We start from the raw sequence: 12,118 nt of genomic DNA on the forward strand, positions 1-12,118 counted from the left end.
AGGCGGGCTCGGACGGCGAGCTGAGACGAGCCGAAGCGGTCTGGGGCGGCGAGTGGTCAACCCTGTAGGGCGCTCCTCCCTCGTGTGAGTGACCTGATTTATCCACAACCCCCGGCTTTTCCACAGGCTTTCGGAAATTCTCACGCGGTCGTCCGGCCGCTCCTACCGTGCTCTGCATGACGAGCCTGACGAGCACGAAGATCGGCACACGCAAGCGCCACGAGGTGGCCGAGACCGCCCGCCTGCGGATGGCGGCCCTGTTGCCGGCGGCCGAGGGACCAGCCGAGGAGACGACGACCACCGGGCCGCCGGCCGGTGGGTCGGCCGAGCAGCCGCCCGGTTCGCCGGCCGCGTCGTCGTCCGGGCCGTCCTCCGAGCTGCCGTTCGGTGTGCTGCCCGGTGGGCCGGCCGGTGAGGTGGCGGGCGGCGCGGTCGCCGCCGGCGCGGTGGCCGAGGGCGGCCCGTCGGCCGGCGCGCCGGATCGTGTGCCGTTCCGGTTGGGCCCGGCGGTGATGCTCGACCGGCGGGCCGTGGTGGGGCTGGCCGTCCTGCTGCTGCTCGCCGTCGGCTACGGCGTGCAGCACTTCTGGCTGGCCAGGCCGCAACCGGTCGACGTGCCGGCGATGGCGGTCGCCTCGGCGGAGCCGGGGGCTCACGTCCCAGGCCGGGCCGAAGCCACCCCCGGCCCGGCTCCGCCCGGTGCGGGCGGTCCGGACGCAAGCACCGTGGTGGTCGTCGACATCGGCGGCCGGGTGCACTCGCCCGGCGTGCACTCCCTCCCCGGCGGCTCCCGGGTGGCCGACGCCCTCCGCGTGGCCGGCGGCCCGCTGCCCGAGACGGAGACCAAGAACCTCAACCTGGCAAGGGTGCTGACGGACGGCGAGCAGATCCTCGTCGGCGAGTCCGCAGCCCCGCCGGCCGGTGGGGCGGGTGCCGGGCCTGCTGCGCCGGCCGGGCCGAAACAGCCGGTCAGCCTGAACCACGCCACCCTCGAACAGCTCGACACGCTCCCCGGAGTCGGTCCGACGCTCGCCCAGCGCATCATCGCGTTCCGCGCGACCCACGGATCGTTCCGCTCGCTCGACCAGCTCCGGCAGGTGAGCGGCATCGGCGAGCGCACCTATGCGGAGATCAGGCCGATGCTCACCCTCTGACCGGCGGCCCTGTCGGGCCCGCCCGCCCTGCCCGTCGCCGTTCCCCCACCCGCCCAACCGGCCCCGCTGAAGGCCCGCTCAACCGACGGCCCGCTCAACCGACCCCGCCGAAGGGAGGTACCGTCATCGCCGCCACCACGGCCCACGCCGTCCGGCCGCTCACCCGTCCGTCCTCGACTCCACCGCCGGTCAGCGACCTTCGCCTCCTCCTGCCCGCCGTCGCGGCGTGGTCCGTCACGGCGGCCGTCCTCGGTCTGGGCGCGGGCCACCGCTCCCTGCTGCTCCCGGCTGCGGCTGCGGCCGCGCTCGCCGCCGTCGTGCTGCTCATGCGCCCGGGCGTGCGCCGGCGCCGAGGCGCAAGCCTGACGGCGGCCGCGGTGCTGCTCACCGGTGCGGCGGCCACGGCCGTGACCTTGCTGCACACCGCCGACCTGCACCGGGGTCCGCTGCCGGTACTGGCCCACGTCGCCGGCCCCGCCCCCGAGGTGGGCGTGGAGCTGACCATCAGCGGCGATCCGAAGGCCCACACCTCCCGGACCAGAGGGACGGCCGCCGGGCAGGCCGTCCTCACCGTGGACGCCGTGGTTGACCAGGTCACCGTCCTGGCCGGTCCCGAACCGGGGCCGGGCGCCGGCGCGACCAGGACCCGAACCCCGGTGACCGTCCTGGCACGCGGACCGGACATCGAGCAGTGGCAGCGGCTGCTTCCGTCGGCCAGGGTCGCAGCCGAGGCCGATGTCCGCCCCGCTGGGGAGGGCCACGACGACGAGTCGGCCGCGCTGCTGGTCGCGCACGGGCCGCCCCGAGAGCTCACATCGCCCAGCCTGCCGCAGCGGATCGCCGGTCGGCTGCGGGCGGGCCTGCGGTCGGCGACCGACGGGCTCCCGCCGGACGCGCGCGGGCTGCTCCCGGGGCTGGTCGTCGGAGACACCTCGCGGCTGCCCGGCGACCTCCTGGACGCCTTCCGGGCCACCGACATGGCACACCTGGTCGCGGTGAGCGGGGCCAACCTCGCGATCGTCCTCGGTCTCCTGATCGGGGCGCCCGGCCAGGCCGGTACTCCCGAACGGCGAGGCCTGGCCGCCCTGTTCGGGATCCCGCTGCGCACCACCGCGCTGCTGGGCACGGCGGTCACGCTGGCCTTCGTCACCGTCTGCCGGCCCGAGCCCAGCGTTCTGCGGGCCGCCGGTACCGGTCTCATCGGCCTGCTGGCGCTGGCCACCGGCCGTCCGCGCCAGGCGGTGCCCGCCCTGTCCGCCACCGTCCTGCTCCTGGTGCTCATCGACCCCTACCTGGCGCGGTCCTTCGGCTTCCTGCTCTCGGTGCTCGCCACCACCGGGCTGCTGGCCCTCGGCCCGCACTGGGCCCAGGCCCTGCGGGCACGGGGCTGGCCGCACCACCTGGCGGGCGCCGTCGGGGCGACGGCCGCGGCGCAGGCGCTCTGCGCACCCGTGACGGTGGTGCTGTCCGGGCACATCAGCCTGGTCGCCGTCCCGTGCAACCTGCTGGCCGAGCTGGCCGTGGCCCCGGCGACGCTGTTCGGGTTCGCGGCGCTCGTACTGGGTCCGCTCTCCCCGGCAGCAGCCCGGCTGCTCGCAGAGCTGGCAGGCCTCCCGGCCGGCTGGCTGGCGGCGGTGGCCCGGTACGGCGCCGAGCTGCCGGGCGGGCAGCTCTCCTGGCCGGGCGGCCTCCTCGGCACGGTGACGCTCGGGCTGGCCACCGTGGCGCTGTGCTGGACGGTGCCGCTCCTGCTGCCCCGGCGCTCCCGGGCACCCGGCCGCCGCCTTCGTGGCGGGTGGATCCGTCCGGTGGTCGCGGGTCTTCTCCTCCTCGTCCTGCTGGCCGTGCTGTTGCGCCCGCCCCTGCTCACCCGGCTCGCGACCGGTTGGCCGCCCCCGGGGTGGCGGCTGGTCATGTGCGACGTGGGGCAGGGCGACATGCTGGTGCTGCCGGTGGCTACGGACGGTGATTCGGTTCCGGACAGTGCGGTGGTGGTCGATGCCGGTCCGGATCCGCAGGCGGCCGACCGGTGCCTCCGGGATCTCGGGATCACCCGCGTCCCGCTCCTGCTGTTGACGCACTTTCATGCCGACCACGTTGAGGGTGTGCCGGGGGTGCTGCGGGGGCGTGCGATCGGGGCGATCGAGGGAACGAACGTGAGCGACCCGCCGGGCGAGGCGGCACGGGTGTCAGGGTGGGCGACGGCTGCCGGGGTCCCGCTGTTGCGGGCCCGGCGCGGTGAACGGCGATCGGCCGGGCCGGGGTTGTCCTGGCAGGTGGTCTGGCCGGAAGCGGAGCTGCCGGTGGATGCGTCCGGTGCCAACAACGCCAGCGTGGCGCTGTTGGTGACCCTTGCGGGCGGGTTGCGGCTGGCGCTCTTGGGCGATCTCGAACCGCCGGCCCAGTCGGCGCTGCTGGGGAGATTGGGAGGCGGGGTCACGGTGGACGTCCTGAAGGTGGCCCATCACGGTTCGGCGCATCAGGACTGGGACTTGGCCGCGGCGCTACGCCCCCGGCTGGCTTTGGTCTCCTGCGGCGAGGGCAATCCGTACGGCCACCCGTCGGCCAGGACGGTCGATCACCTGCGTGCTCTCGGTGCCACGGTGCTGCGTACGGACCGCGCCGGGGACATCGCCGTCACGGGTGACACCCCGGCCCACCTCGCCGCGGCCGTCCACCCGCACAACGCCCATGCCGCGCACGGGCTTCGCGCCTCCCGTGGTCTCCAGCCGGCCGGCGGGCCGCGCGGCCCGCCGGCCTGACCGCCCCCCGCTCTCCGCTCTCCCCACCGGGAGGAAGGGGACAGGGTGGGGAGGGAGGAGGTGGGGGTGGGGGTGGGGGCGGGGCCCAAGGGTGACACGCCGGCCCGGGCACTGCCCGGGCCGGCGCGAGAAGAGCTCCCAGGCCATCGCTTCGGGCCCTGGCCCGGCACTCCTGAAGCGGACCGGGAAGTCCCTCAGCGCGGAGTGGGAAGTCGGACGGGCCGACTTCCCACTCAGGCGACCGGGGCGGACGGTCAGCTCTCCTCGCGCCAGCCGTCGGCTTCGGCGGCGACGGCGTCGAGCGCGCGCAGGTGGGCAGGGGTCCAGCCGTTCTCGGGGGGTTCCACGACAACCAGCCACTGGGCGTCCTCGGCGTCGTCCTCGCCGGCCAGGGCGTCCCGGACGATTTCGAGCTCGCCGAGGTCGGGGTGGTTGGCGCTGAGCTCCTCCGCGGCCTCCTCGGCGGCGTCGCGGTCGGGGAGGACGAGGAGCTGCCGGGCGTTCGGGTCGAAGGCGTCCGGCTGGTCGGTGGTGGAGTGTTCGGTCACCCGTCCATTTTCCAGGCGCTCGCCCGGCGCCCGCGCCCACCCCCGGCTCCCGGGCCGCGCGGGGCTGTCCGTACCGCGTGGGATGCTGGTAGGCGATGGCCAGGAAGAGTGCACCCGACGACCTGCTCGCCCCGCTGACCCTCGCGGTCGGCCAGGAGGAGCTGCTGCTGGACCGTGCGGTCGCCCAGGTGGTGGCGGCGGCGAAGGCGGCGGACCCCGACACCGACGTACGGGATCTCGCGCCCGGGAGCCTCCAGCCCGGCAGCCTGGCCGAGCTGACCACGCCCTCGCTCTTCGCCGAGCGCAAGGTGATCGTGGTCCGGGGCGCCCAGGATCTCGGCGCCGACTCCGTGAAGGAGGTCAAGGCGTACATCGAGGCCCCGGCCGAAGAAGTGATCGTGGTGCTGGTGCACGCGGGCGGCGCCAAGGGAAAGGGGCTGCTGGACGCCGGGCGGAAGGCCGGCGGCCGCGAGGTCGCCTGCGCGAAGCTCGCCAAGGCGTCGGAGCGGCTGGCCTTCGTGAAGGGCGAGTTCCGAACGCTCGGGCGGTCGGCGACCCCGGAGGCGTGCCAGGCTCTGCTGGACGCGCTCGGCAGCGACCTGCGCGAGCTGGCGGCCGCGTGCAGCCAGCTCACCTCGGACGTCGAGGGCACCATCGACGACACCGTGGTGGCGCGCTACTACAGCGGCCGGGCCGAGGCGACCGGCTTCGAGGTGGCGGACCTGGCGGTCACCGGCCGGGCGGCCGAAGCCCTGGAGCGGCTGCGCTGGGCGCTGGCCGTGGGGCAGCCGCCGACCGGCATCACCTACGCGCTGGCGTCCGGGGTGCGCAGTATCGGCCGGCTGGCGACGGCTGGGCGGAACATGCGCCCGGCCGATCTGGCGCGCGAGCTGGGCATGCCGCCGTGGAAGGTCGACCGGGTCCGCCAGCAGATGCGCGGTTGGACGGGTGACGGCGTGGCCACCGCGCTGACGGCGATCGCGCAGGCGGACGCTGCCGTGAAGGGCGGCTCCGACGACCCGGCCTACGCCCTGGAGCGGGCGGTGGTTGCCGTCGCCAGGGCCGCCCGGGCCGGCTCCCGTCCGTACTGACCGGAGCGGGAGCACGGGCGGGGCGGACGGCCTCGCCTACTTCCCGCCGATCGCCTTGAGGATGTCCCGGGTGTCGTCGAGCATGGCCCGCCGGACGGAGTCGCGGTCCAGCGTGGTGTCCTTGCCGACCTGGTAGTTGTCGGTCCAGTAGAGCGAGAACGTCATCCCGCCGTCCAGGACCTGCAGGTAGTAGTTGATGTCGTGGTACGTCTTGTCGGAGCTGGTCGGCTCGTCACCGTAGGCGTAGTAGGCCTCCTGGCCGAGGTTCGGCACGTCGGCGATCTCGTACTTCTGCTGCTCGAAGTAGTGCCGGGTGGCGGCGTATTCGGGCGAGGAGTCAACGGCCTTGTGCAGCTCGACGCGGATGTCGAGCGTGGCGTAGTCGGGGGTGTCGCTCCCGCTGACGGAGCGTTTCATCAGGGCGTAGCACCGCATGATGTCCATGGACCCGCTGCGGCCGGTGTGTTCCAGCGGGTAGTTGTCCACCATCTTGTACTTCTGCCGGAACGCGGTGAGCTTGCCCGTCTCGCAGATCTTGTCGATGGCGTGGTAGCCGTGGATGCTCTGCGCCGAGGAGTGGCCCTGCACCATCCTGGGCACGACGGCCACGGCGCCGGACCAGACGACCGAGGCGAGGATGGCGCCGACGAACGCCCAGACGGCGTTCCGCCGCAGGTTCCCGCGCTTACGGCCGGGCCCGCCCGGCCCGCCTGCTGCGCCGGGTGAAACCGGCGGCACTCCGGGGGAGGTGGGCGGCAGCCCCGGCGAGGTGGGCAGTCCGGGCGGCGGGCCGAACCCGGGGGCGGCCGCCGGTGGTGCCTGCTGCTGCGGAAAACCGGTGAACCCCGGCCCGCTCTGGGCCGGCGGTGGTGGCGGTGGCGTCGCCATAGGTGGTGCCCCCCTGAGCCTTCAACGCTTTCAAGGAATCCGCCGGACGCCGTGATTCCGGGCCCGCCGAACTCGCCGAGCTCGGCGAACCCGACGAATTCGAAGGACCGGACGGATTCGAAGGGCCGGACGGACCGGACGGACTGGACGAACCGGCGAGGGTGATCGCCGTTCGGCGCCCGCCCGAGCGGCGGTCCCTGCGAGCGTGATCCCGAAACTGCCGTGACCGACCATAGCGGTCGGACCACAGAACGCGACAGGCGCCGCAGCAGCCTCGGGGAAGAGGTCTGCTGCGGCGCCTGCCGTACTGCCTGTGCACCGCACCCGCGTGGCGAACGCAGGCCGCGTGCGGTGCGAGTCTTGGTTCTCGCCTCGGAGGTCCGGGTAGAGGGCCGGTTCTCCCGAGGTGGGTGGGGCCTGGGGCCCCGGGGGCGTCAGGCCTGGACGGCGTTGACGCGCTTGGTGATGGCCGACTTCTTGTTGGCGGCCTGGTTGGCGTGGATGACGCCCTTGCTCACGGCCTTGTCGAGCGCCTTGGAGGCGGCGCGGGCCAGCACGGCGGCCTTCTCGGTCTCGCCGGCGGCAGCGGCCTCACGGGCCTTGCGCAGAGCGGTCTTCAGCGAGGACTTGACGGCCTTGTTGCGCAGGCGCGCCTTCTCGTTGGTCTTGTTGCGCTTGATCTGGGACTTGATGTTCGCCACGAAGGAGCCTCAGTCTTGTGTGTGAAACGGTTCTGGGGGTCCCCCCGGCCGGAGAGGCTGGGGGAGGGCTGCACCGCGCGGCCGTCGGACCAGCTGAGAGGGCATGCCGAGGCCAGGTGCAGCGCCCCACGCTACCAGGGGCGTACGGCCGACCCCAAACCGGACGGCCGCCGGAAGCCCTCACACGTCGGGGCGGGGCCCGAACCGCGTCAGGCCCGGAGCACCGGCTCCCCGTAGTGCTCGACCTCGGGGAACGGCTCGTAGAAGCGGTGCAGCAGCTCCCTCCACCGCTCGTACTCGGCCGAGCGGCGGAACCCCTCCGTGTGGTCCTCCAGCCGCTCCCACTCCACCTGGAGCAGGAACCGCGAACCGCGGCCCTCGTCCAGGCAGCGCCGCAGCTCCAGCGAGCGGAAGCCGGACTGGGCCGCGATCAGCGGCCGGGCCTCGGCGAAGGCGGCGAGGAAGGCCTCCTCCTGGCCGGGAACGACGTCGAGCAGCGCACTTTCCAGGATCATGGGACCGCATCCTGCCGCACACTCGGACGCCGGGGGAACGGCCGCCCGACGCCCGCGGGCAGGCGATCGCCCGCCCGCGGAACAGCGGCCCGCCCCCACGGGGAACGGCAGCCCGCCCCCGCGGGGACCACCCGGCCGTCCCTCCGGAAGGGCCCGGCCGGAGCCCCGGGGAAGAACCGAACGGCGGCGCACGTCGCGCTCGTGGGAGTATGGGAGGAACTATTTCGATCGGACGACTGTCCGGTCCCCGGGAAACCGGTCAGCGATGACCAGGACACCCCCGGCCCCCGGACCAACGGAGAATCGGACCAAGGTGCCCGCGACCCCCAGCAATGTGCCAGAGCCCAGCCGTACCGACCCGGCGCTGATCCGCAACTTCTGCATCATCGCCCACATCGACCACGGCAAGTCGACGCTCGCAGACCGGATGCTCCAGATCACCGGTGTGGTCGACCCGCGGCAGATGCGCGCCCAGTACCTCGACCGGATGGACATCGAGCGCGAGCGCGGCATCACCATCAAGTCGCAGGCCGTCCGCCTCCCGTGGGCGCCGAACGCCGGAGCGAACGCCGGCACGACGCACATCCTCAACATGATCGACACCCCGGGCCACGTGGACTTCACGTACGAGGTGTCCCGCTCCCTCGCGGCCTGCGAGGGCACCATCCTGGTGGTGGACGCCGCCCAGGGCATCGAGGCGCAGACCCTCGCCAACCTGTACCTGGCGCTGGAGAACGACCTCACGATCATCCCGGTGCTCAACAAGATCGACCTGCCGGCCGCCCAGCCGGAGAAGTACGCCGCGGAGATCGCGCACATCATCGGCTGCGACCCGGGGGACGTGCTCAAGGTCAGCGCCAAGACCGGCCTCGGCGTCGAGGACCTGCTCGACCACATCGTCGACAACATCCCGGCCCCGGTCGGCGTCAAGGACGCCCCGGCCCGCGCGATGATCTTCGACTCGGTGTACGACTCCTACCGCGGCGTGGTCACCTACGTCCGTGTCGTGGACGGTCAGCTCACCAAGCGCGAGCGGATCGCGATGATGTCGACCGGCGCGACCCACGAGCTGTTGGAGATCGGCGTCATCTCGCCCGAGCCGAAGGTCGCCGACGGCCTCGGCGTCGGCGAGGTGGGCTACATCATCACCGGTGTGAAGGACGTCCGGCAGTCCAAGGTCGGTGACACCATCACCTCGATGCACAAGGGTGCGACCGAGGCGCTGGGCGGCTACAAGGACCCGCGCCCGATGGTGTTCTCCGGCCTCTACCCGCTGGACGGCTCGGACTACCCGCTGCTCCGCGACGCCCTGGACAAGCTGCGGCTGAACGACGCCGCGCTGGTCTACGAGCCGGAGACGTCGGTCGCGCTGGGCTTCGGCTACCGCTGTGGCTTCCTCGGCCTGCTGCACCTGGAGATCATCCGGGAGCGGCTGGAGCGCGAGTTCAACCTCGACCTGATCTCCACCGCCCCCAACGTGGTCTACCGCGTGGTGATGGAGGACGGCTCCGAGCACACCGTCACCAACCCGAGCGAGTTCCCGACCGGCAAGATCGCCGAGGTGTTCGAGCCGGTCGTGCGCGGGACCATCCTGGCGCCGAACGAGTTCGTCGGCGCGATCATGGAGCTCTGCCAGTCCCGCCGCGGCAACCTCCAGGGCATGGACTACCTCTCCGAGGACCGGGTGGAGCTGCGCTACACCCTCCCCCTCGCGGAGATCGTCTTCGACTTCTTCGACCAGCTGAAGTCCAAGACCCGCGGCTACGCCTCGCTCGACTACGAGCCCATCGGCGAGCAGAGCGCCCAGCTGGTGAAGGTCGACATCCTGCTGCACGGCGACGCGGTGGACGCGTTCTCCGCGATCGTGCACAAGGACAAGGCCTACAACTACGGCGTGATGATGGCCGGCAAGCTGCAGAAGCTGATCCCGCGCCAGCAGTTCGAGGTGCCGATCCAGGCGGCCATCGGCTCCCGGGTGATCGCCCGTGAGACGGTCCGCGCGATCCGCAAGGACGTCCTCGCCAAGTGCTACGGCGGTGACATCTCGCGTAAGCGCAAGCTGCTGGAGAAGCAGAAGGAAGGCAAGAAGCGGATGAAGATGGTCGGCCGCGTGGAGGTCCCGCAGGAGGCCTTCATCGCCGCGCTGTCCACCGACGCCGAGGCGCCGAAGGAGAAGAAGTAACCGACGGCGCACGAGGGCCCGGGGCGATCCGCCCCGGGCCCTCGGCATGTCCGGCCGGGCCGGGGCGTCGCGCCCCGGCCCGCCGGGGTCACCGCAGCGACCACACCACGCCGTTGACGATGAGCGCCTTGGTCAGCCGTCCGGTCAGGCCGGTGAGCACGGTGGGCCGCATCGAGTCGTCGCCGTGGATCAGCTGGACCATGCCGTCCCGGCGGCCGAGGCTCAGGCACTGCACCGCGTACCGGAACGCGAAGGGCTTGTCGGTGCCCCCGGTGAGCAGCTTGCCGAGGTAGCGGCCCATCGGCTGGGCGGTGGCGCAGGCCATCCGCAGGGTGCCGGTGCCGGGGACGGTGACCTCGGCGGCGTCGCCGATCACGTGGACGTCGGGGTGCGAGACCGAGCGCAGGTGGCCGTCGACCACGGCCTGCCCGGCCGCGTTGACCGTCAGGCCGGCCTCGGCGGCCAGCGGGTGCGGCTCCAGGGCGGCGGCCCACGCGACCACGTCGGCGGGGATCCGCCCGGCGGTGGTGTCCAGGCCGTCCGGGTCGACTGCGGTGACGGTGCTCTGCTCGTGCACCTCGACGCCGAGCCGGGCCATGACGTCCAGGACGTGGCGGCGGCCGCGGGCCGAGAACCAGCCGCCGACCTGGCCGGCGGCGACGATCCGGACCTTCCAGCGTGGGTTGGCCTCGGCGATCTCGGTGGCCAGTTCGATGCCGGTGGCGCCGCCGCCGACCACGGCGACGGTGCCGGGGCGGCCGGCGGTGCGCAGCCGCCGACCCAGTTCGGCGGCCCGCTCGACGGGGTAGGCGTGCTCGGCGGCGCCGGGGACGCCGTGCCAGGCGGTGCGGCTGCCGAGGGCGTAGACCAGGGTGTCGTAGGGGACGGCCTCGCCGGTGTCCAGGAAGACCTTGCGGGCGTTGAGGTCGAGGGCGGTGGCGCGGGCCGCGATGTGCCGCACGCCGCGGCCGCGGACGACCTCGGCGACGGTGGGCCGGTGCGCGGGCCGGCCGGCGGCGGTCTCGTGCTGGCGGACGCGGTGCAGGAAGCGGGTTTCCGGGGCGATCAGGGTCACCCGGTTGTGCTTGCCGCCCGCCCGGGTCGCCGCGCTCAGTCCCGCGTAGCCGGCGCCCAGTACGACGATCTGCTTCTCGGCCATGTCGTCCGCCTCCTTCGAAGCGCCCTCACGAAGCGCTCGCTGCGTTTTCGGGAAGGGGACGACGCGGCCGGTCGAACCGTGACAGTGACCTGCGTCACACGGTGTCGGGTGGGCCGGCGATCGGCGCGATCCGGGTGAGCTTCTCGGGATTGACCACCACGTACGCCTCGGTGATCCGGCCGTCGGCGACGGTGAAGGCCAGCACACCGCCGACCGCGCCGTCGGCGTCGTGCCAGAGCAGGCCCGGCTCGCCGTTGACCAGGGCGAGCGCGAGGCCCATGTCCGGGGTGAACCACTTCGCGACCAGGCCGGCGACCAGCCGGGAGACCTTGTCGGCGCCGAACACCGGGCGGGCGCCGGCGGAGACGACCCCGCCGCCGTCGGAGTGCCAGACGACCTCCGGGTCGAGCACGGCGAGCAGGCCCTGGATGTCGCCACGCGTGCTCGCCGCGGCGAACGCCTCCACCGCCTGCCGGTGCTCGGAGCGGTCGGCGGTGGCGCGGCGGCCGCCGTCCTTCACCCGGCGCCGGGCCCGGGAGGCGAGCTGGCGGGTGGCCTCGGTGGAGCGGTCGAGCGAGGCGGCGATCTCGTCGAAGCCGACCGCGAACACGTCGTGCAGCACGAACGCGGCGCGTTCGGCCGGGGTGAGCTGCTCCAGGACGGCGAGCAGTGCCAGCGAGACCGACTCTCCGAGTTCGGCCAGCTCGGCGGGAGAGGCGGGGGAGTCCTGGTAGGAGACGGCCGGTTCGGGCAGCCACTCGCCGAAGTAGGCCTCCCGGCGGGCCCGGGCGGAGCCCAGCTGGTCGTAGCAGAGCCGGGTGACGACGGTGGTGAGGAAGGCCCGCGGGTCGGTGACGGCCGACTGGTCGGCGGACCGCCACCGCAGCCAGGCCTCCTGCAGTACGTCCTCGGCGTCGCTGAACGATCCGAGCAGCCGGTAGGCGACCGAGCCCAGGTAGCGCCGGTTCACCTCGAAGGCGTCCGGGGTCGCGTCCGGGCTCGACACGGCTGCCGCCGACGGGTCGTCACTCACGGGCCCCACGGTAGCGCCCGTCCCCCGGAAGGCGAAGAGCCGGAGGGGACGCCGCGGCAGCCGGCGTCCCCTCCGGCTCTTCGCC

Annotated in this window: 10 protein-coding genes; 4 read left to right on the forward strand and 6 right to left on the reverse strand. The window is 73.4% G+C overall.

The annotated features are described in order from the left end of the window. Positions 1-176: 176 nt before the first annotated feature. A complete protein-coding gene (locus tag ACZ3YO_RS25655; protein ID WP_465573400.1) occupies positions 177-1,154 on the forward strand; it encodes a helix-hairpin-helix domain-containing protein in 978 nt (325 codons plus the stop codon). A 338-nt stretch (positions 1,155-1,492) separates the two neighbouring features. Next, on the forward strand, positions 1,493-3,916 hold the full coding sequence (locus ACZ3YO_RS25660) for a ComEC/Rec2 family competence protein (protein ID WP_465573403.1): 2,424 nt from the start codon (positions 1,493-1,495) through the stop codon (positions 3,914-3,916). 254 nt (positions 3,917-4,170) lie between these two features. Here ACZ3YO_RS25660 and ACZ3YO_RS25665 read toward each other — a convergent pair whose 3' ends face one another. Next, the gene (locus tag ACZ3YO_RS25665; RefSeq protein WP_465573406.1) at positions 4,171-4,464 is read right to left on the reverse strand and encodes a hypothetical protein; all 294 of its coding nucleotides are present in this window, start codon (positions 4,462-4,464) and stop codon (positions 4,171-4,173) included. 95 nt (positions 4,465-4,559) lie between these two features. Between ACZ3YO_RS25665 and holA the strand changes: the two genes are divergently transcribed. Beyond that, the gene (gene holA, locus ACZ3YO_RS25670) at positions 4,560-5,555 is read left to right on the forward strand and encodes a DNA polymerase III subunit delta (protein ID WP_465573408.1); all 996 of its coding nucleotides are present in this window, start codon (positions 4,560-4,562) and stop codon (positions 5,553-5,555) included. A gap of 36 nt (positions 5,556-5,591) precedes the next feature. On the opposite strand, the gene ACZ3YO_RS25675 is transcribed toward holA, so the two are convergent. From ACZ3YO_RS25675 to ACZ3YO_RS25685, 3 genes are all read right to left on the reverse strand, one after another. Continuing rightward, a complete protein-coding gene (locus ACZ3YO_RS25675; protein ID WP_465573410.1) occupies positions 5,592-6,443 on the reverse strand; it encodes a hypothetical protein in 852 nt (283 codons plus the stop codon). 434 nt (positions 6,444-6,877) lie between these two features. Continuing rightward, a complete protein-coding gene (rpsT, locus tag ACZ3YO_RS25680; RefSeq protein ID WP_363607500.1) occupies positions 6,878-7,144 on the reverse strand; it encodes a 30S ribosomal protein S20 in 267 nt (88 codons plus the stop codon). Positions 7,145-7,353: 209 nt separating this feature from the next. Further along, the gene (locus ACZ3YO_RS25685) at positions 7,354-7,659 is read right to left on the reverse strand and encodes an antibiotic biosynthesis monooxygenase family protein (RefSeq protein WP_465548748.1); all 306 of its coding nucleotides are present in this window, start codon (positions 7,657-7,659) and stop codon (positions 7,354-7,356) included. 313 nt (positions 7,660-7,972) lie between these two features. On the opposite strand from ACZ3YO_RS25685, the gene lepA reads away from it, so the two are divergent. After that, positions 7,973-9,841, forward strand: a complete 1,869-nt coding sequence (lepA, locus tag ACZ3YO_RS25690) for a translation elongation factor 4 (RefSeq protein WP_465573414.1) — start codon at positions 7,973-7,975, stop codon at positions 9,839-9,841. 88 nt (positions 9,842-9,929) lie between these two features. Here the strand turns inward: lepA and ACZ3YO_RS25695 are convergent, their stop codons facing one another. Next, positions 9,930-11,000, reverse strand: a complete 1,071-nt coding sequence (locus ACZ3YO_RS25695) for an NAD(P)/FAD-dependent oxidoreductase (protein ID WP_465573417.1) — start codon at positions 10,998-11,000, stop codon at positions 9,930-9,932. Positions 11,001-11,094: 94 nt separating this feature from the next. Further along, positions 11,095-12,033 (reverse strand): RNA polymerase sigma factor SigJ, encoded by a 939-nt coding sequence (gene sigJ / locus ACZ3YO_RS25700; protein ID WP_465548750.1) that lies wholly within the window; start codon positions 12,031-12,033, stop codon positions 11,095-11,097. Positions 12,034-12,118 lie beyond the last annotated feature (85 nt).

This window comes from Kitasatospora sp. NPDC022785 (genome assembly GCF_055561295.1).

Coding starts and splice junctions, on each gene's coding strand:
- ACZ3YO_RS25655 (WP_465573400.1), top strand. CDS start 177: ATGACGAGCCTGACGAGCACGAAGATCGGCACACGCAAGCGCCACGAG.
- holA (WP_465573408.1), top strand. CDS start 4,560: ATGGCCAGGAAGAGTGCACCCGACGACCTGCTCGCCCCGCTGACCCTC.
- ACZ3YO_RS25675 (WP_465573410.1), bottom strand. CDS start 6,443: ATGGCGACGCCACCGCCACCACCGCCGGCCCAGAGCGGGCCGGGGTTC.
- ACZ3YO_RS25685 (WP_465548748.1), bottom strand. CDS start 7,659: ATGATCCTGGAAAGTGCGCTGCTCGACGTCGTTCCCGGCCAGGAGGAG.
- ACZ3YO_RS25695 (WP_465573417.1), bottom strand. CDS start 11,000: ATGGCCGAGAAGCAGATCGTCGTACTGGGCGCCGGCTACGCGGGACTG.